Source organism: Pandoraea eparura, assembly GCF_902459725.1.
GTDB classification, from domain to species: Bacteria; Pseudomonadota; Gammaproteobacteria; order Burkholderiales; family Burkholderiaceae; genus Pandoraea; species Pandoraea eparura.
The window spans coordinates 148,822-168,649 of record NZ_CABPSH010000010.1; the positions used below are offsets into that span (position 1 = coordinate 148,822).

Sequence of the window (19,828 nt, forward strand, 5' to 3'; positions counted from 1 at the left end):
TCTTGGACTCGTCCATGCAAACCGAAGCTCAGCAAGTCGAAGTAGAAAACGTAACGCCTACGGCCTCTACGGAACAGGCGCAACAGCCCGTCACAGAAACCAGCACGGAACCGGGCACCGAGCAAACCGCAGCAGCAGTCGAGCCGACCGCGCAGGAAAAGCCAAAGAACGACTGGGTTCAACGGCGTATCGACCAGCTCACGCGGGAGAAACACGAGGAAAAGCGGCAGCGTGAAGCGCTTGAGGCGCAGCTACGCCAGTACCAGCAGCCCGCAACAGACCAATCATCGGCGGCAAATCCTCCGGTGCAAGACGTCTACAAGGCCGCTGAGCAACTGGTGAAGCAGCGGGAGTTCGATTCGGCCTGCAACAAGGTATTCGAGGCCGGGAAGACTGAATTCCCAGATTGGGATTCTTCGTTGAAGACCTTCGGAATGCTGGGCGGCGCATCGCCTGAGTTCCTTGAGGCCATCACGTCTATGGATGCCGGTCACAAGGTGCTCCACCACCTGGGGCAGAACCCCGAAGACGCCGAACGCCTGTTGTCCCTTCCTCCGTTGCGCATGGCTTTGGAACTTGCCCGTCTCGAATCGACTGTCAAGCAAACCAAGGCTGCCCCTGTGTCCAACGCTCCGGCCCCGATTACGCCTGTTGGCGGAAAGTCCGCTCCTGTCGAACCCGAAGAATTCGCGTCGACGGCGGACTACATCGCGTGGAAGAAGCGACAAAAGAAATGAGGTCTTAAATGTCGAACACCTTCCTTACTCCGACCAAGATTCTCGATGAATCGCTGATGATTCTTGAGAACAACCTGTCCTTCACCAGCCGCGCCAATCGCGAGTACTCGAAAGACTTTGCGATCAGCGGCGCCAAGGTTGGCGCGACGGTCAATGCCCGCAAGCCGAACCGCTTCGTTGGTACGACCGGCCCGAACCTGAACATTGAGAACATCAACGAAACGTCTGTGCCGGTCACGCTGACGACGCAATTCCACGTTGATTTCACGATGTCGTCGCAAGACTTGACGTTGATCGTGGACGAGTTCGCGGATCGCTACCTGAAGCCGGCCATGGCGACCATCGCCAACAAGTTGGACTTCGACGGGCTCGCTTTGGCGTCGACCGTGGCGAACAATGTCGGCACCGTCGGCACGATCCCGAACGACATCAAGTATCTGCTCGATGCTGGCGTGAAGCTCGACAACGAAGCAACTCCGCGCGATGGGCGCCGCACCGCCATCTGGGATCCGGCTACCAACGGCTCGATGGTCAAATCGGCGGCTGGCCTGTTCAACCCGTCCAACAAGATCGGTGAACAATACGAAAGCGGCATCTTCTCGCCGTCTGGCCTGGGCTTCGACATCGGCATGGACCAGAACGTGAACACGTTTACGACTGGTACGCGTACCAACGGTACGGTATCTGGGGCCGGTCAAACCGGTTCGTCGCTACTCGTGACCGGTCTCGGTGCTGCTGGCACGGTCAAGAAGGGTGACACCTTCACGATCGCTGGCGTGTACGGTGTGAACCCGCAGAATCGCCAATCGACCGGCGTGTTGCGTCAATTCACGGTGCTGGCTGACGCGACCGCAGACGGCTCGGGTAACGCAACCCTCTCGATCTTCCCGGCGATCAACACGGCGGCGTCCAACCAGCAATACCAGACGGTATCGGCTGGCCCGGCAAATGCGGCGGCGGTGGCGTGGGATATCGCTGCCTCGACCAGCTACGTCGCCAATCTTACCTACCACAAGGACGCTTTCACGTTGGCCACCGCCGACTTGGAAGACGTCAGCCAATACGGTGCATGGGGTGCTCGTCGTATGCATAAGGGCATTTCGATGCGTATCGCGCGCCAATATGCGATTGGCACCGATACGGTTCCGGTTCGTATCGACGTGTTGTATGGCTGGTCGGCTATCTACCCGGAACTCGCGTGCCGGATCGTTCGATGAGCGCCTTGATGCAGCAATCGACCCCCGCTTCGGCGGGGTTTTTCGCTTCTGGAGGCGACATGTTCCAAGAGTTCCCCATGTGGGTGTCTCACCCAGAGAAAGAGGCTCGCATCGTCGCGAACGAAGCCGAGTTTGTCGCACTCGGAGATGGCTGGGTCAAGCCCGAACGCGTCGACCTCGTAGCCCGCGAACATACACCTGATTACGTCGAATATCCGAAGTGGGTAGGCGATCAGCTTGTGCAGAATGCTGAGGAAGAATCCGCGCTGTTGGGGTCAGACAATCCCGACACCCGAGCAGCATTGCTCCAGATCGCGGAAGAGAAGGGCATCAGGATCGACAAGCGTTGGTCTGATGACAAGATCCGGGCCGCTTTGGAGGCCGCATGACGACCGCCGTCGACCTCATCACGCTCGCGCTCAAGGATATCGGAGCGCTTGGCATCGGGCAATCTATCGGCCCGGATGACACAGCCGACGGCTTGGCAACGCTCAATATGATGCTTGGGGCTTGGCAGGGCGAGCGCTTGAGCGTCTATCACCTTGTCGATACGGCGTTGATGTCCACGGGAGCCCAGTCCTATACGGTCGGGGTCGGCGGAAATTTCAACGTGCTTCGCCCTATCAAGATCAATGCGGCATATGCGAGGTTGAATCCGGGCATGTCGAACCCAATCGACTATCCGGTGAAGATGATAGACGCTCGAGAAGATTACGTGCGCATTGGGCTCAAGTCGCTCGTGTCGTTCCCGGAGTTCGCGTTTTACGACGCGGCGTATCCGCTCGGAAATCTGTTCCTATGCCCGGTGCCAAATAGCACGTTCGAGCTGCACATCGTGACGATGGAGGCGCTCCCTCAGTTCTCTGTGCCGGCTGCCGTTATCAATCTGCCGCCTGAATATACCGCCGCCATCCGCTACAACCTGGCTCTGTGGCTTGCGCCGTCTTATCAGCTTGAACCGATGCCGTCGCTGGTGCGTCTGGCAGGAAATGCGAAGCGAATCATCAAGCGAATGAATGTGCAGATTCAATCCATGACGATGCCGCGCGGCTTGGCATCTGAGCAGAAGTACAACATTTATAGCGACCGTCCGTACTGATGCGAGTACTTCTCAAAGGCGGCGCATACACGGCTCGCAGCATCATCGCGGACGCCCAGCGCTGCGTGAATCTGTATCCGGAGAACAACCCGGAAGATGCAGAGGCGCCTGTTACGCACTACCCGACTCCAGGCCTACGGGTATATTCAACGCCCCCCATCGCTGGGGAGTCGCGGTGTATCTACACGGCAAGCAACGGCCAGCGGTTTGAGGTAGTGGCGTCGAATGTATACGCGGTAAGCAGCATCGGTGCCTATACGCTGCTCGGGAATCTGACCACGACGACGGGGCCAGTGAGTATCCAAGACAACGGGATCGATGCCGTCGTGGTCGATGGCTCACCCACTGGCTTCACGATTCACCTAGGCACGAATGTCTGGGCGCAGATCACTGATCCTGCCTTCTATGGCGCTGATCGTGTTGATTATGTTGATGGATATTTCATCTTCAACAAGCCCGGCACGCAACAGTTTTATATCTCGAACTACCAGTCTGTCACGTTCAATCCGTTGGATATTGCCTCAAAGTCAACAGCGCCAGACCTTCTCGTGACGTTGGCTGTAATGCATCGCGAAATTTGGATGTTCGGGCAAAAGACGATCGAGGTCTGGTTCAATACGGGCGCATCGGACTTCACGTTTGGTCGCATGCCTGGCGTTTTCATCGAGCACGGTTGCGCAGCAAAGCATTCGGTAGCGAAAATTGGTTTGACGCTGTTCTGGCTTGGTCAAGATGACCGAGGCCAAGGGATTGTCTACGCTGGTCGCAACTACACCGCGAATCGCATTTCGACGCATGCGCTAGAGCAGGAGATCGCGACCTACGCCCGCATTGATGACGCTATTGGGTGCTCCTATCAACAGAGCGGCCATGAGTTCTACGTGCTGACGTTCCCGACGGCAAATAAGACGTGGTGCTTCGACACGGCGACGAACATGTGGCACCAGCGTGCCTATCTCGAAGCCGACGGCTCGTTGTCGCGTCATCGCATGAACAACGCGAATCTGTACGACGGTCTCAATCTGGTCGGTGATTGGAAGACTGGAGTCGTCTATGTGCTAGATCAAACAGTGTTTGACGACAACGGCAATCCAATCGTGCGCATTCGGTCTTTCCCGCACTTGGGGGCGAATGGGAAGCGCGCGCTGTTTCGTCAGTTCATCGCGGATATGGAAGTCGGAGAGGGCGTCGCACAAGACGCCTACGACCCGGAATTGCGCCTCAGATGGAGCGATGACCGCGGCGCGAGTTGGGGTAATGCCGTCTCTGGAAATCTCGGGAAGCTTGGCGAGTTCCTGACATGCATCCAGTTTCAGCGTCTTGGATACGCGCGAGATCGAGTATTTGAATTGTCTTGGTCGGCGCCCGTGAAAACGGCGCTTAATGGTGCATACGTCGACGTATCAAGCGCTCGCACATGACGATCGTCTCGAACATTCCACCTCCGAACGTCGATTTTCTCGATGAGAACGGGAAAGTTCAAATGGTGTGGTGGCAGTACTTGCTCACACTATTTGACCGAACTGGCTCGGCTTCAGGTAATTCTCCAGGGGGTGCCCCTGTGACGGTCCCGATTGGTTCGTCGCCGCTCCAATATAAGGCCCCAGCCGATGGCGCGTTGTTCATCTCGGGCGGTGGAGTAACGGGCGTCCAGCTCAGACGCGGATCTGCTCCGTATTTCAACACGGGGCAATTCTATGCTCCCGTGCCGATGTCAAAAGGCGACTTTATCAACGTCACGTTCATCAATCCGCCACCTACGGTGATGTTTTTGCCACGATGACAGGACCATTGATGCCTCGCATCGTGCCGGCTGTGCGGTATAGCGACTTTTGGAAGAAACCATCGATGCGCGAGAAGGTTCATCGCCTCGAAGATGCATTGAACGACCAGCCTCAAGTCGAATGCCCGGTTCGACACTACTTCGCGCCTGGAATGTATGCGCGTGAAATCACGATCCCAAAGGGAACAGTGCTCGTCGGGGCGATCCACAAGACCGAAAACCTCGCTGTTCTCTCGGCGGGCAAGCTTCAGCTCGTCACTGACGGCGGCGTAGTGGAAATAACGGCACCGCACACGCTGACTGTCAAGCCAGGGCAGAAAAATGCAGCCCTAGCGCTTGAGGATTCCGTATGGACGAATTTTTTCCCTACGGATGAGACGGACACAGACAAGTTGGTCGAACTACTCACGGAATCGAGGGCCTGCGAACTGCTCGGCGGAAGTGAAAACGTGCAACTCATCAAGAATCGATTGAAGGGGTAAATATGGCCTTCGGACTCTCAGGCGCAGCAATCGGCGGGATTGTAGCCGGCGCGGGCGCGCTTGGTGGCGCCATCCTTAGCGGCAATGCTGCTCAGGGTGCAGCACAAACGCAGGCGGATGCTGCAAACAACGCTGCATCGATGCAGAATGCGCAATGGCAGCAAACGCAAAAGAACCTCGCTCCATATCTTAATCTCGGTAGCAGCGCGATCAATCCGCTGCTTCAGGCGATGGGTTATCGGCAGACATCTGGTGCTGCGCCGGCAGAGACACGAGATCAGATTTACGCTCGCCTGTTGCCGCAATACACGAATTCCGGTTCCGGCAGTGGCCAACTTTCCACTGCTGGGGGATTGGGATTCAGCGGAGCGCCATTCAGCGGACAAGTCGTGTATCAAGGGGGCGTGCCCGGGTACATGATGAACATCGGGGGCGATCAGCAGCAATGGCAGCCTCTGCAAGGCGGCGGTGGCAGCGGTGGCTCATCGGTCGACTACAACGGCTTGAACGCCGCGGTAGATGCAGCCTACGGGGCGCAAACGAGTAATCCATTCAGCGGGATGGAACTCGACCCGAACAACATCCTGAACCAGACATTTTCCGCGCCGACGGCAGAGCAAGCGCAAGCGACGCCCGGGTATCAATTCACGCTCGATCAGGGCCTCAAGTCGGTGCAGAACAGCGCAGCGGCACGAGGCCTTGGAACATCGGGAGCGGCTTTGAAGGGGGCCGCGTCTTATACGACAGGGCTCGCAGATTCTACCTATAACGACGTGTTCAATCGTGCGCTCAATACCTTCAACACGAACTACAGCAGCGCAGCGAATCGCGTGAATCGGCTCTCGTCGCTTGTGGGTAGCGGCCAGAACGCGGCGGCGACCAATGGATCGTTGGGCGCGCAAGCGATGGGCAACATCGGGAATACGCTCACCAGTGGCGCAAATGCGCTGGCTTCTGGACAGGTAGGAAGTGCTAATGCACTGAGCGGCGGTCTGTCGAGCATTGGCAACAACGCTTTGCTGTACGGGATGATGCAGAACAACGCTAACAACAACACGATAGCTGCGGCAAATCGATCCAGCGATCCAATCGGCTATATGAACTCCGCCAATGGCTGGACTGGAAACTAAGGAGGAAATATGCCGATCGATCCGAGTATTCCGCTGCAGGTTCAAGCGCCGCAGATGAACCCTCTGCAGACCATGCTTCAAGCAGCGCAGCTGCGCTATATGAATGCCAATGCTAATCAGTTGCAGCAGACCATTGGCGCGAATCAGGCCGTGTCTCAAGCCATTCAAGCGCATACGGACGCCAACGGAAACACGGACTGGAACAGCGTGAAAGGTGCGCTTGCAGGTGATCCTAATGGAGCGTTTGGGCTTCCGGCGCTTACCAAGAGCCTGACAGAAAATCAGCAAGCGAACGTCACCCTTTCAAATACCCAAATCGACAACGCCAACAAGATGCATCAAGCCATCTATCAGCGTATGTCAACCCTAGACCCCAACGACCCTAACTTCATGTCAAAGGTCATGCAAAGCGGGGCAGATATCATCAAGGACTACAATGCTGATCCAAGTATGGTAGTTCGTAGCTTGCAATCAATCCCACCCGACCCGGCAGGACGCGCTCGATGGTTGCAGCGAGGCTTGGCGTCCGTATCGAGTACTCTCGATAATCTTAAGGCGATGACGCCTACGCCGACGCAGGTCGATACGGGCGGTCAAATCGCATTCAAGGACACTAATCCGCTCACTAATCCCGGGATTGTCGGAAGCACCGTCAACAAGACACTCACGCCGAGTGACGCCACGTCGCAAGTTCCTATCGTGCAGCCAAACGGCACTCCGGGATTGATCAGTAAGGCGCAAGCGGCGCAGCAGCAGGGCAACGGTCAATATGTCACGGGCGGTGCACAGGGTGGAAGCATAGGCGACGGCCGCTACGGCAGCCAACCGCCGGCGAACGGTGGTGTGCTTCCAACCGGTCTCGCGCCAGGCGTGTCTCAGGCCGCCGATGTGGCCGGGACCGGCTCTGGCAATCAGCTAGTCGCAGACCAGCAATCGGCCGCCGGATCGGGCGCACGTATCTACCAACTCCAATCGGCTCTCTCCGCTCTCCAGAAGGCTGGCAATACCGGCCCAGGTACCGACCAGAAAAACCAGATTCAATCGTTCCTGCTTGCTCAGACCCCTGGCGATCTCGGCAAGTACCTTCCCGGAGTCGACCCGCAAAAGATCGCTTCATACGACGAAGCCAACAAATACCTCACGCAATACGCTTCAGCTAAAGCATCTGCTTTGGGCGGTGGTACCGATTCCAAGCTCGCTACTACGCTATCCGCAAACGCCAGCACGCACATTTCGAGTCTCGCCGCTCAGGACGTTGTGAAGGCCAATATCGGGCTAGAGCGCATGGGCCAAGCACAGCAGGATGCATGGAACAGTGCCGGGCTTCCTCCGGACCAATATCGCACCTGGGCGGCCAAGTTCGGCAGCACGATGGATCCCCGCGTCTTTGTGGCAGACCAGATTGAGCCATCCAAGGTCAAAGCTATGGTGGAAAAAATGCCGCCGAAAGAGAAAGCGCAGTTCAAGGCCCAATACAACTGGGCCGTGCAAAAGGGCTACATCAACGGACCGCAATAATGGCCGACTACGGGAGCATTTTCGAAGCCGCGGGCAAGCAGTACAACGTCGACCCGCGCTTGCTCGCCGCCGTCATGACGCCAGAGAGTAACGGCAATCCGAACGCGGTTTCTCCGAGGGGCGCGGCAGGATTGATGCAGTTGATGCCTACGACGGCGACGGAGATGGGCGTTACGGACATCAAGGATCCGCAACAGAACATCTTTGGGGGCGCCAAATACCTGTCTCAGCAACTCGACAAGTACGGGAGCGTACCGCTTGCCCTAGCCGCATATAACGCAGGCCCGGGGGCTGTGGATAAGGCTGGTGGCATTCCGGACTTCCCGGAAACGCAGGCATATGTGAAAAAGGTCACGGCAGCCTATCAAAACCAGGGAGTTCTTCAAGGTCAAAACATGCCGCAAACACAGATGGCTGGATTGCCCCCCACCGGTGCGGACGCAGCATCGGGTGCAGACCCATTTTCCGCATTAATGGCGAAGGCCGGAGCCGCTTCGGTCGCGCCAGACCAAGTTGAACGCCGCTATTTAGGGGGGAATTCGCAAGGTACCTCGCAGGCTCCGACAGACCCATTCAGCGCCCTAATGGCGAAGGCTGGTGCGACGTCTGGCGTTACACCGGGAACTCAATTGCCGACGCCCACGCCGCGCGATGTGCAGCCATACGATTTGCTTGGGGCAGCCGTCGAACCCTTAGCTACTATGGCGACCGGAGCAATCGCGGCGCCTATCGCCGGCTTGGTGCGACTAGGTTCGGTGGCGCTCGGGAATAGCTATGCAGGAGCAGAGCAGGCCGGCAATAACGTATCGAACGCGCTGACTTACCACCCGATGTCCCAAGGCGGTCAAGAGGCATTGACCGGGCTTGGCAACATGCTCACGGGCGCCAAAAACGCCGTTATGGACTCGGCCATTGGACGTAATTTGCTGGCGCCGATTGGACAAGCCTACACCGACACCTTCGTCAAGGGAGCACCTAATGCACTGATGGCCACGATCAATGATCAGGTGCCGACCGTGGCGGCAAATATCGCCGCGATTCCTGTGGCCAAGGCTTTGGGTAGCGTTGTGCCGAATAGGCTCACGGGGGCAATCGGAGCCGGTCCAGTTCCCGAATCTTGGCCGATGGGTATCAATTCCCGAGTGCCTGAGGCTGCGGCCCCTAAACCGCATTTCACAGCCAATGGAGATGGCACATTTACCCAAGCACCTCCTCGTGCAGCACTTCCGGGCAATGGTGGCATTCCTCCCGGGGCCGCGACAAGCGCGTCACCCACGCCCGTGCCAACGTTTGACGCTCCTGATCTCCCAACACCTAAAACTGTGCTTTCCGGCGCATCGCAGGCTGACAATATCGCCACGATGAAGGCGATTGGCTTGAATAGCCAGCGTCCAAGCGCTATCGCAGGCGATAAGTTCTTGGCTGGTCAGGAATACCAGCACTCAAAGCTTGATAGCGCTGTGGGCGAAGCAATGCGCCAGCAACTGGCAAATGAGCAAGCCGCGCTGAAGAATTACGGCCAGTCGATTATCAAGAATACCGGGGCTGCAGCGGACACGCCGGAAGCGGTAGGGCAATCTATCCGCGCGCCGCTTCAGGGGTTGTCGGATCATTACGACAACGCAATCAGCCAACTCTATCAAGCCGCGGACCAGCGCGCCGGCGGAATCCCGAACGTCCAACCCGACACTTTCGGGAAGTTACTCGACACGAACTCAATGTTTGCTGGGAAGGCAGAAAACAGCGCGTTACGCCGCGGCATTAATGCCTATACCCGTGAGCAAGGCATTGTCGGGCAAGACGGTAGTATGCAGCCGATCACGGTGCAACAGGCTGAGGGACTGCGCCAATATCTTAACAGCCAGTGGTCTCCGCAAAACTCCGGTCTGATCGGCAAGATCAAAGAAGCGCTGGATACGGACGTCACGAAGTCCGGCGGCGACGATATCTACGCATCTGCGCGGGCGCTGCATGCCGAGCGCAAGAACACCCTCGATAACCCAAAGGGAATTTCTTCGCTTCTCAATGAGAGCGGACCGAATGGCATCAATCAAGCGGTGCCCGACGAGAAGGTCGCCAGCAAGATTATGTCGATGCCCACAGGGCAACTAGGCCACATCGTTGACACTCTGAATAATCTTCCTGACTCGCTCGCTCCACAGGGGCAGCAAGCTCTTGCGGAGATGAAGGGCGCTCTCGCGAAGCAAATTTATCAAGCAGGCGATAGTGGCGGCACACAAAACGGCCCTTCGCTCTGGAACGCTGCGAACGTCACGAAGCAACTGAATGCGCAAGCTTCGCGCATGTCGCTATTGTTCTCTCCCGACGAAATCGCTCAATTCCAGACGTTGAACAACGCCGGTCATATCTTGCAAACGCCATCTGCATATCCTGGCGCCGCCGTTCAAGGTCATAACCTACTTCAGCGCGGGATGATTTACGCTCCACCGACAATAGGAAGCAGTCTCGGGGGCACTATCGGCCACGCCTTAGGCGGCGTACCGGGCATGATGGCCGGTTCCAGCGCAGGAGGTGGGCTAGGAGCGATGATGTCGGGCCGTGTTGCGCGTGCTGTTGATATTGCGAGCGCCAACAAACTCAAATCCATCATGGCCAACCCTCAAATCATCACAGGGAAAAAATAGAGTTGATGATAGCAGCCCAGATGATGGTTCTTAGCGCAGATTTTCCCATTGAATCCTTACCATTTTTGGATTTCGGCCATTTGAAGCCGCGCAGACGAGATTCGTCTATCTCAAATGCGCCACTTGTCGGCGCTTTAGCAGTGGGCGCAGGAGCAGATGGTCTTTTAGGTGCGGGTGGAGTTGGGTGAGGTTGCGGGACTATCGTCGGATGACGAAATACCCATTTCAACTCTTCCGCCTCGAGCCAATCATCATAGAGGCGTCGTTTGGTTGCATCTGACAGTTGGCCATAGGCGCTATTGATGGCTTGCATCGTATTCGCGGCATCTGGACTGTCGTTCCGATCTGGATGCCATTTTTGCGCCAACACTTTGTACGCCGCCCGAATGACTTCGATAGGCGCATCTCGAGCGACTTTTAGATTCTCGTAGTGACTGTGGATGTTGGGCACAGGATTTAACGTATAGACCCCGCGAGAGCGGAACTTTTTCATTATAGGCCACCTTCGGGTGGCCTTTTTGTTTTGAGGCATCCATGCAATTGCTCCCGAACGGCAAGATCCAATTCATCGACGCCAATGGCGCTCCCTTGGCTAATGGCACCGTTGGGTATTACGTGCCCGCAACGCTGACCCCGAAGACGACCTATCAGGATCAGGCAGGAACGATCCCGAACGCCAACCCCATTACGCTAGACAGCCGCGGGCAGGCTCTCGTTTGGGGATCTGGCACATATCGGCAAATCGTCAAGGATTCGTCAGGCGTGACGATATGGGATCAGGCCGTCGCAGCATCGGTCAATGAAGATGACCTTTTGAATGCGACAGATCCGACGAAGGGTGCATCTCTCGTTGGCTTTGATGGCGGCACGCTTGCGCAATTCTTCGCGTCGAAGAACAACCGTGTAGTAGATAGTATTCAGGCCTTGAGAGGGCTTTCAAAAGCGACATACACGCGGGCTTTCGTCACTGGGTACTACTCTACCGGTGACGGCGGTGGTGGCGCTTACTGGTGCGACTCTAGCGACACTACATCGGCTGACAATGGCGGCACTATCATTGTCGCGGCCGACGGCGGCCGATGGAAACTAGTTAATCAGAATGTTATCTCGGTTCGCCAGTTTGGAGCAAAGGGCGACAACCTGACAGACGACAGCACTGCCTTCACTAACTTCGCTGCTATCTCAGCCCGGCAGAAGTATATCCCAACTGGTAACTACATCGTAAATAGCGCCATCACCTTCCAAGCTGGCGATACGGTCTACGGCGACGGCGATGGATCAGTCATCATCGCGGGCGGCTCCTTTCCGGGGGGTGCCACCTACATGTTTAATGTCACGGGCACGTTGACTGCGCTTGGGCAATCTATGTCTGTGAATGCGAACTTAGGCGACACGCAACTGACCTTCGCTTCAGCGCCCAGCGTCAGTCCAAACGACACGCTTATCATCTATAACCCGACGAACTCTTCGTTCTCTGCATGGCGAACGAATTACCGTCAAGGAGAGTTCTGCAAGGTGCTTTCGGTGACGGGTTCTGTTGTGTCGATCATGGCAAACCTTTGGGATAGCTACGTGGCTGCCGCTGTGACGGTGTACAAGCTAGTCGGGGCTCGCACAGCATTCCGCGATCTTGCATTCCAGCAGCCGAACACGATGAGCGCTGCCATCAAGATTAGCCTAATCGATCATCCAATTGTCGAAAATATCAAGACCGGTGGAAGCCTGTACTGTGGCATCTATCTTGATCGCTGCATGGACATAGATGTTAAGGGCCGCGCCTATCAGTCATCCGCGCTAAGCGGATATCAATATGGTTTGCTCATCAGCAATTGTCAAGGCGGCATCGTGCAAGGTGAATTTTATGGTGCACGGCACGGTATCGCCCCCGGAGGCGACGATATTGTAGGGGGTGTTCCGACGCGGGCCATTCGTTTTATCGCAGACACCAACAACAGCGCCGCAATCGGCTCTGTGGATCCGCATGGAAATTCAGAAGGATTGATCTTTCAAGGTTGCCGCTTTACCAACGGCTTCATGTTGAGTGGCGCAAACCACAAGTTTTCGAACTGTTACTTCTTTGGGAACTTGAATGTTGGGACGGCGTTATATGCAGCGGAACTTGTGAGAGGCACGTTCGATTTTGACAACTGCACATTCGCATCTAGCAACAACCCGAACACGACCGGGAATGGCAATCGTGGAATTCTGGACTTCTCTCTGCAATCCAATACGCAGAATTCTTGCATTTTCAACTTCAACAACTGTAACTTCTTGGCGCCAGCAGGCACGGTATATGTGAACCGTTATTCAGTAGACGGGGCGAATGTAGCCTTTACGATCAACTATACCAATGCACGTATTGTTGCCGGGCCTGCGGTAACGCAGTTCGCAACATTGCAACGCACCAGTGGGTCTGGGTCGATCGCCAGTTTCACCCTTTCTGACGTTTCTGGACTGCAAAACGGAAATGCAGCTTTTTATGCCGTTACTGATGGAATTATCCCTGTGTCAATTTGGCGTCTCCCGACTCAAACTTTTTCTGGATCTATACCGGTAACATCCGGCGCAAATCAAAACAGCGTAGTGATTAATTTCCCGTATAAATATCCGATTCCTCCGAATGTAATACTTACAGCACTTAATTCTTCGGCGGGCGGCGCAAAAGCGATTGTCAATGTAAACACCACAACGTCATCTTCTGTCACTGCCAACTGTTCTAGTACAAGTGGTTCTATTAATTTCAGTAGCAATGACACTATGAACGTAAATTGCTGCGCACAAATCAGAATGTGATTTAAGTACTGATTCGGGGAAAGCATGGAACTTGGGATGATCATTCAGATCGCGGGGGGTGGCGTGATTACCTTACTCGGATTCCTTCTCAGCCGGACATATGGCCGCATCGATCAGGCTCATAAGGATCTTGGAACCGTCCGCAAGGAAATGACGGAATTGGCGTTGCAGGTCGCCAAGGAGTACATCCGGCGCGATGACTTCCAAGCCGTGACCGATGCGATCTTCAAGAAGCTAGACCGCATCGAGGACAAGCTTGATGCGAAGGTGGATAAGCCATGAGCAGCTTTGATGAAGCCTTCGACGCACTGATCGGCAACGAAGGTGCCTACAGCAACAATCCCAAAGATCCAGGAGGTGAAACCATGTGGGGCATCACGGCTCGCGTAGCACGAGCAAGCGGCTATAGCGGCCCCATGAAGGACTTGCCACGGGATACCGCCAAAGCTATCGCCAAGAAGCTCTATTGGGATCCTTTGCGGCTTGATGAATTGGATGCGCGCGTCGCGTTCCAGATATTCGACGCCAACTACAACGGCGGCCACCCGGTGATATGGATGCAGGGCGCCGCGGGCGCAAAGGTCGACGGCTTGATCGGGCCGCAGACCATCGCAGCCGTTCAGGCTACCGATCCGTTGCGCTTTATGATGCGCTGGAACTCACTTCGCTTGACCTATTTCACGTCGCTCAAGACGTGGCTCGATTTCGGCAAAGGCTGGGCACGTCGTATCGCTTCAAATCTCATGAAAGGAGCTGCGTGATGCCCCTGATCCCCATCGCAATGGCGCTTGCACAATTCGCGCCTATGATCGCCGGCTGGCTCGGCGGTTCCAAGGCAGAGGACGTAGCCAGCAAGGTTGTTGGTGTCGCCCAAACCATCACCGGGCAATCGGCTCCAGATGCCGCACTCGCTGCCATTCAGGCCGATCCGAATCTCGCCATGCAATTCCAGAAGGCGGTGCTCGATCAACAATCACACCTCGCCGAAGTCGCTGCTGATGTGGAGAAGGCCGATATTGCTGCCGATGCGCAGAACACTGCGACCGTGAATGCGACCATGCAGGCCGAGGCCAAAGCTGATCACTGGCCCACTTATGCTTGGCGACCGTTCGTCGGTTTCTGCTTCGGCTTCGCATGGATTGGGGCCTACTTCATCATTCCTATCCTGCGCGGCTGGTGGCCGGCGATTGCTCAGCCGTCGATCCCACCAGAGGCATGGATTGCGATCGGTGGCATCTTGGGCGTTGCGTCGTTCTTCCGTGGAAAGGCACAAGCTGATCCGCGCTTGCCGACCGATAATCGCGGCTAAAAATCGCTTCTACAATTCGTACACAATCGCCCCGAAAGCCGCATGGAATGGTGCTTAATGTTTACGCAATATGTAGAACGTTTCGTACTTCATGCATTGATTTAAAAGGGAAACTGGAAAGACTCATAATCCCTTGGTCGCTGGTTCGAACCCAGCACGGCCTACCAAAGAAGCAAGAAAGCCCCTGACGGTGACGTCAGGGGCTTTTTGTTTTGTGAGACGTCGCCGCGATACGCCGGCAACGTCATCTCGATGAATCCAGGGGCGGCAGGGACAAGGGTAAAGTCGCTTCCACATGCCGCCGTTCAACGCACCCATCCCACGACAACCTACCCCTCCATATCGGAACGTGCGCGAACATCAAGCATGTAGCCTTCTCCGCGAATCGTCCGTAGCAATCGTGGCTCCTTGGTGTCCTCTCGCAACTTTTGTCGTAGCCTCGAAATCTGTACGTCAATGCTGCGATCAAACGCATCGATCGACTTCCCCCGGGCCATATCCATCAAATATTCGCGACTCAGCACGCGCCCCGGTGCGGAAAGAAACGCATTCAGCAGTCGAAATTCCGCGTTCGAGAGAGGAATGACGGTATTGTCGGGCGCAATGAGATGACGACCGATCAAACTCAGGCGCCATCCCGCGAATCTCCGCTCGTCTTTGGGCTCGGGCGCCGACCTCGTTTGCGCCCGGGTACGGCGCAGAATGGTCTGAATTCGCGCCACCAACTCACGTGGTTCGAACGGCTTGACGACATAGTCGTCGGCACCGAGTTCGAGGCCAACAATTCTGTCGGTCATCTCGCCGCGCGCGGTGAGCATGATGATGGGAATGTCCGACGACGTGCGCAACTCTCGGCATAGCGTAAGGCCGTCGCTGTCCGGCAGCATCAAATCGAGCACGACGATGTCGATATCGTTGTGCGCGAGCACGTCGTGCATCTCCTCGCCGCTCGCCGCCTGCATACAGGTCATGCCAAAGCCGGCCAGGCACTGACAAAGCAGACTGCGTATCTGCGCATCGTCGTCGACTACAAGTACGCGCGTTGCCATGATCATGTTCCTCTCTTGGTCTCTCGCCAGGTCGATTCGAATCCCCCGATTTCCAGATTATCCGCGACAAACGTGCCGGCAATCTTGCGCAATTGTTGCAGTCTCGAAACATTCAGTGACAGCGCATCGAGCCGCATCTCTTATGTATCAAACCCGATACAAAGTCGAGATGAAACAGAAATACCCGAGCCGTAACGTGACTCCACACAAGACATATGCAGGCAGGAGACACGTAGTCCATGAATTACGCCCAACCCAAACCGCCCGCTCGGCGCCTCCTCGGAATCGGTGTTGCACTGCTTGTGCACGCGGTCATTCTGTATGCCTTGCTTAGCGGGCTGGCAACCCGTGTCGCGACAATCATCCAGGCGCCCATCGAGACACGAATCATCGAGGAGATCAAACCTCCTCCCCCTCCGCCGCCGCCGCCCCCAGTAAAGAAGATCGCGCCGCCGCCACGCGCCGTCGTTCAGCCGAAGGCGTACGTGCCGCCGCCTGAAGTTCAGGTACAGGTCGCGCCACAACCCAATGCGATTGCCGTTCAATCCGACAAGCCCGTCGCCACGACGCCGGTTGCGCCACCGGCGCCTCCCGTGAGCAAGCCCGTGGCGGGCAACGTCGGCGTCGTTTGCCCGAACTCCGCGCAAGTCCGTGCCGCCATCCGGTATCCGCGTGAAGCGCTTCGCGACAACATCACGGGCAGCGTGCTCATCGAGTTTTCCGTCGGCACCGACGGGCAGGTCAAACAACTTCGTGTCGCCCGATCGGCCGCCCCGGTGCTCGACCGAGCGGCTGAGAACGCGGTCCGGCAGTTCCATTGCGTCGCGCAGGGCCAGGAAGTCCGCGTTCAAGTGCCGTTCGATTTTCAACTCAATTGAGGCTGTCCCCAACAGCCCATATGCAACCCCGCATTCACGTCAAGGAGACGATTATGTTTCAGTTCCAATCCCGTGCCACGCCGCGTGCCCGCGGCCCCATGGTCTCGATGGCCGTCGTATCGATGATCGCGGCGTTCGCCTCGCTCAGCGCCCATGCCGCCTCGACGGTCACCAACCCGTATGGGCTGCAAGCCCTGTGGGAAGGCGGCGATATGATCGCTCGCGGGACCCTGCTCATCCTCGTGGTCATGTCCATGGGGAGTTGGTACATCATTGTCGCCAAACTGCTTGAACAGGCGAAGGTCCTGCGTCGGGCGCGCGCCGCGGAAAAGAAGTTCTGGAACGCTGCGTCCCTTTCCGAAGGGGTTCGGTCACTCGAAGCGGGAAGCCCGTTTCGCTACATCGCAGAAACCGGACTATCGGCGCGTGATCATCACAAGGGGGCAATGCTCGACCAGGCCGACTTGAATACCTGGGTCGCGAGCGCCATCGAACGTGCCATGACCGGTGTATCGAATCGGCTCCAGGATGGGCTGTCCTTTTTGGGTACTGTCGGTTCGACGGCTCCCTTCGTCGGACTTTTCGGTACCGTTTGGGGCATCTATCACGCCCTTACCGCCATCGGTATTGCCGGGCAAGCTTCCATCGACAAGGTTGCGGGGCCTGTGGGCGAGGCGCTGATCATGACCGCAATCGGCCTGGCCGTGGCCGTGCCCGCCGTGCTCGGATACAACTGGCTTGTCCGTCGCAACAAGGCCGTCATGGAACGTGTGCGTGATTTCGGAAGTGAGCTGCACAACGTGCTGCTCACCGGAAAAACGACAGCGACCGCCGTCGTGGCGACCCGCACTTCGCAAGTCGCGCGCGTGGGGTGATGCCATGGCAATGACCGTACCTGGCGGGAGTGGCGGCGCAGAGCATGACGAGGTCATGGCGACCATCAACACGACGCCGCTGGTCGACGTGATGCTGGTCTTGCTCATCATCTTCCTGATCACCATTCCTGTGGTCTCGCACACCGTTCCCGTCACCCTGCCGAAGGAAGCCGTTCAACCTCTGCAGACCACCCCCCAGAACGTTGTCCTCGCCGTCACGCGTGATGGTGAGGTGTATTGGGACGAGCGACGTATGCCCGACGCGGCTACGTTGCTGGAGAAACTCAAGGCGGTCGCCGTATTGACCCCCCAACCCGAAGTGCACATTCGCGGCGACCTCGATGCGCGCTACGCGGCGATCGGACGCGTTGTCCTGGCATGCCAGCGTGCAGGCATCGCCAAGGTCGACTTCATTACGGAAGCGCCACCGCGCCAATAGCGCGCAAGGCGCACCACCCCAGGAGACTGCCATGGCAATGACCATGCGATCGGACGCAGGCGAGAACAGCGACATCATGGTGGAGATCAACACGACGCCACTCATCGACGTCATGTTGGTGCTTCTGATCATGTTGATTCTCACCATCCCGATCCAGACGCATGCCGTAAAACTCGACATGCCCACACCCTCCAATGCTGCCCCCGCGATCCCGCCGCTTGTCGTGCAAATCGACGTCGATGCGAGCGGTGTCGTCGCATGGAACGGCTTGCCGCTCAGCGACCGAGGTCAATTGGAAACCCATCTCACCGAAGCTGCGATGTCGACGCCGCCAACGGAGCTGCACCTGCGCGCCGATGCGCAAGCCCCCTATCGGTCGGTCGCCATGGTCATGGCGTCCGCGCAACGGCTGGGCGTGACACGCATTGGACTGGTTGGCAACGAGCGCTTCGCAAAATGACATCTCGTCTCCCTGCCAGTGTCCTCGCGCGCTGACGCACTCAAACTGGACTTCCAATGTTCGATTCAAATACCGAAATTTCGCCGTATGCAACAACGGCACGCCGCGAGAGACTTGCAGGTGTCGGGGCGTGGCTAGGGCTCTTGGCCCTCGTCATCGTGACCTTTTTTGCCAACGTCGATCGCCAGATGCTGGTGCTGTTGGCCGAACTTATCCGCACAGAATTCGGCCTTGCCGACATTCAGGTGGGGCTTTTGCAAGGCGCCGGTATTGCACTGTTTGCCGGCGCGGCGGCCATACCGATCGGATGGATTGCAGACCGAGTGGACCGCCGTGTCATTCTGGCGCTTTGCATCCTTGTCTGGAGCGCGGCGACTGCCGCTTGCGGTTTGGCGACCGGATTCTGGACACTCTTCATCGCATCGATCGGCCTGGGCATCGGCGAAGCGGGACTGATGCCGGTCATCTACGGCTTGCTTCCCGACCTTTTTCCGGCACGTCAGCGCATCCTCGCCAACTCTGTCTTTGCTCTGGTCAATCTATTGAGCGCCGGGGCGGGCATGGCACTGGGCGGGTTGCTGATCCAGGGGATCGACACGATGCATGGCGCATTACCGTTCCATCTGGGAAGCGCGTCCACATGGCGTATTGCGTTCTTCGCCGTCGCGGTACCTGCGCCGCTGCTGGTGCTGATGGTCGCGATGATCCGTCCGCGCTACGCACATTCGGACGCCCAGGGCGCCACCCGCGGCGCGCAGGCGCGCGGACTCGCGGCGCGTGAATACTTCCGCCGTGAGATGCCGATGATGATCCGCTTTTTTGGCGCAATCGCATTGGTCAACATGGCCTTCGCGGGCATTACGAGCTGGATGCCGGTCGTTGCCGTACGCTTCTTTGGCGCAACGCCGGCCGCGGTCGGCGCCGGACTGGGCGGCGCGGCGATGATCGGTAGCGTCATCGGATGCGGTCTCGGTTGGCTTCTCGTTCGCCGCCTTGGCACACGACTCGGCGTGCTCGCCCCGCTGCGCGTATGTGAGTGGGGCGCCCTAGGGGCCTGCGTCGTCAGCCTCGGGTATTTGATCGCGCCATCCGTGTCGTATGTCTACCTCCTGTTCGGTGCTCAATTCATGTGCGTCGTGGCAGGCATGATCATGTTTCCCGGCTTGATGCAAAGCATTTGCCCTCCCTATCTGAGATCGAGAGTGGCGGCCATCGGGGTCCTGGCAACGGTGCTGATGCAGTCCGGCAGCCCTGTCGTCATTGGCCTGGTGTCGGATCATCTGCACGGCACTTCCTCGGGTCTGATTTGGGCCATCGTTGCCGCGGCATTGTCCGGATTCATCCTGGCTTGTTTCTTAATGCGAAGTGCGGCCAATGCCGTACGTCTTGCCATCGAACGCTACGCCTGAGCGCC

General features: G+C 57.3%; 21 protein-coding genes. 19 read left to right on the forward strand and 2 right to left on the reverse strand.

Annotated features, from left to right (window positions below; genetic code table 11):
* Positions 1-14 precede the first annotated feature (14 nt).
* From PEP31012_RS18525 to PEP31012_RS24180, 10 genes are read left to right on the forward strand one after another with little or no spacing between them, the layout of a single operon-like run.
* Positions 15-737: a hypothetical protein gene (locus PEP31012_RS18525; RefSeq protein ID WP_150590761.1), complete on the forward strand. Its 723-nt coding sequence runs from the start codon at positions 15-17 to the stop codon at positions 735-737.
* A gap of 8 nt (positions 738-745) precedes the next feature.
* Positions 746-1,954 (forward strand): P22 phage major capsid protein family protein, encoded by a 1,209-nt coding sequence (locus PEP31012_RS18530; RefSeq protein ID WP_150590762.1) that lies wholly within the window; start codon positions 746-748, stop codon positions 1,952-1,954.
* Positions 1,951-2,343 (forward strand): hypothetical protein, encoded by a 393-nt coding sequence (locus PEP31012_RS18535; RefSeq protein ID WP_150590763.1) that lies wholly within the window; start codon positions 1,951-1,953, stop codon positions 2,341-2,343. Before PEP31012_RS18530 ends, PEP31012_RS18535 begins: the two co-directional genes overlap by 4 nt.
* The gene (locus PEP31012_RS18540; RefSeq protein ID WP_150590764.1) at positions 2,340-3,053 is read left to right on the forward strand and encodes a hypothetical protein; all 714 of its coding nucleotides are present in this window, start codon (positions 2,340-2,342) and stop codon (positions 3,051-3,053) included. The genes PEP31012_RS18535 and PEP31012_RS18540 overlap by 4 nt, the downstream gene beginning before the upstream one ends.
* Positions 3,053-4,474: a packaged DNA stabilization protein gene (locus PEP31012_RS18545; RefSeq protein WP_150590765.1), complete on the forward strand. Its 1,422-nt coding sequence runs from the start codon at positions 3,053-3,055 to the stop codon at positions 4,472-4,474. Before PEP31012_RS18540 ends, PEP31012_RS18545 begins: the two co-directional genes overlap by 1 nt.
* A complete protein-coding gene (locus PEP31012_RS18550; protein ID WP_150590766.1) occupies positions 4,471-4,836 on the forward strand; it encodes a hypothetical protein in 366 nt (121 codons plus the stop codon). Before PEP31012_RS18545 ends, PEP31012_RS18550 begins: the two co-directional genes overlap by 4 nt.
* A gap of 11 nt (positions 4,837-4,847) precedes the next feature.
* Positions 4,848-5,318 carry a hypothetical protein gene (locus tag PEP31012_RS18555; protein WP_150590767.1) on the forward strand — a complete coding sequence of 157 codons (471 nt, stop codon included), beginning with the start codon at positions 4,848-4,850 and terminating at the stop codon, positions 5,316-5,318.
* A gap of 2 nt (positions 5,319-5,320) precedes the next feature.
* The gene (locus PEP31012_RS18560) at positions 5,321-6,448 is read left to right on the forward strand and encodes a hypothetical protein (RefSeq protein ID WP_150590768.1); all 1,128 of its coding nucleotides are present in this window, start codon (positions 5,321-5,323) and stop codon (positions 6,446-6,448) included.
* A 9-nt stretch (positions 6,449-6,457) separates the two neighbouring features.
* Positions 6,458-7,966 carry a hypothetical protein gene (locus PEP31012_RS18565; protein ID WP_150590769.1) on the forward strand — a complete coding sequence of 503 codons (1,509 nt, stop codon included), beginning with the start codon at positions 6,458-6,460 and terminating at the stop codon, positions 7,964-7,966.
* On the forward strand, positions 7,966-10,611 hold the full coding sequence (locus PEP31012_RS24180; RefSeq protein WP_150590770.1) for a lytic transglycosylase domain-containing protein: 2,646 nt from the start codon (positions 7,966-7,968) through the stop codon (positions 10,609-10,611). Before PEP31012_RS18565 ends, PEP31012_RS24180 begins: the two co-directional genes overlap by 1 nt.
* Here PEP31012_RS24180 and PEP31012_RS18575 read toward each other — a convergent pair.
* Positions 10,595-11,104: a J domain-containing protein gene (locus PEP31012_RS18575; RefSeq protein WP_150590771.1), complete on the reverse strand. Its 510-nt coding sequence runs from the start codon at positions 11,102-11,104 to the stop codon at positions 10,595-10,597. The two genes, PEP31012_RS24180 and PEP31012_RS18575, sit on opposite strands and share 17 nt — an antisense overlap.
* Positions 11,105-11,145: 41 nt before the next feature.
* On the opposite strand from PEP31012_RS18575, the gene PEP31012_RS18580 reads away from it, so the two are divergent.
* From PEP31012_RS18580 to PEP31012_RS18595, 4 genes are read left to right on the forward strand one after another with little or no spacing between them, the layout of a single operon-like run.
* A complete protein-coding gene (locus tag PEP31012_RS18580) occupies positions 11,146-13,404 on the forward strand; it encodes a phage tailspike polysaccharide lyase family protein (RefSeq protein ID WP_150590772.1) in 2,259 nt (752 codons plus the stop codon).
* 36 nt (positions 13,405-13,440) lie between these two features.
* On the forward strand, positions 13,441-13,686 hold the full coding sequence (locus PEP31012_RS18585) for a hypothetical protein (protein ID WP_150590773.1): 246 nt from the start codon (positions 13,441-13,443) through the stop codon (positions 13,684-13,686).
* Entirely contained in the window at positions 13,683-14,165 is a 483-nt protein-coding gene (locus PEP31012_RS18590) for a glycoside hydrolase family 108 protein (RefSeq protein ID WP_150590774.1), read from the forward strand. Before PEP31012_RS18585 ends, PEP31012_RS18590 begins: the two co-directional genes overlap by 4 nt.
* The gene (locus PEP31012_RS18595; RefSeq protein WP_150590775.1) at positions 14,165-14,713 is read left to right on the forward strand and encodes a 3TM-type holin; all 549 of its coding nucleotides are present in this window, start codon (positions 14,165-14,167) and stop codon (positions 14,711-14,713) included. The genes PEP31012_RS18590 and PEP31012_RS18595 overlap by 1 nt, the downstream gene beginning before the upstream one ends.
* A 329-nt stretch (positions 14,714-15,042) precedes the next feature.
* Here the strand turns inward: PEP31012_RS18595 and PEP31012_RS18600 are convergent, their stop codons facing one another.
* Positions 15,043-15,768, reverse strand: a complete 726-nt coding sequence (locus PEP31012_RS18600) for a response regulator (RefSeq protein WP_343039907.1) — start codon at positions 15,766-15,768, stop codon at positions 15,043-15,045.
* Between the two features lie 233 nt (positions 15,769-16,001).
* Between PEP31012_RS18600 and PEP31012_RS18605 the strand changes: the two genes are divergently transcribed.
* The 5 genes from PEP31012_RS18605 (at position 16,002) to PEP31012_RS18625 (ending at position 19,823) form a co-directional block, all read left to right on the forward strand.
* Complete coding sequence (locus PEP31012_RS18605; protein WP_150590777.1) at positions 16,002-16,640, forward strand: energy transducer TonB; 639 nt, start codon at positions 16,002-16,004, stop codon at positions 16,638-16,640.
* A gap of 107 nt (positions 16,641-16,747) precedes the next feature.
* Positions 16,748-17,515 carry a MotA/TolQ/ExbB proton channel family protein gene (locus PEP31012_RS18610; protein WP_246171379.1) on the forward strand — a complete coding sequence of 256 codons (768 nt, stop codon included), beginning with the start codon at positions 16,748-16,750 and terminating at the stop codon, positions 17,513-17,515.
* Positions 17,516-17,519: 4 nt separating this feature from the next.
* Positions 17,520-17,954 (forward strand): ExbD/TolR family protein, encoded by a 435-nt coding sequence (locus PEP31012_RS18615; RefSeq protein WP_150590778.1) that lies wholly within the window; start codon positions 17,520-17,522, stop codon positions 17,952-17,954.
* Between the two features lie 37 nt (positions 17,955-17,991).
* The gene (locus PEP31012_RS18620) at positions 17,992-18,414 is read left to right on the forward strand and encodes an ExbD/TolR family protein (protein WP_425494976.1); all 423 of its coding nucleotides are present in this window, start codon (positions 17,992-17,994) and stop codon (positions 18,412-18,414) included.
* Positions 18,415-18,557: 143 nt separating this feature from the next.
* The gene (locus PEP31012_RS18625) at positions 18,558-19,823 is read left to right on the forward strand and encodes an MFS transporter (RefSeq protein ID WP_246171376.1); all 1,266 of its coding nucleotides are present in this window, start codon (positions 18,558-18,560) and stop codon (positions 19,821-19,823) included.
* Positions 19,824-19,828 lie beyond the last annotated feature (5 nt).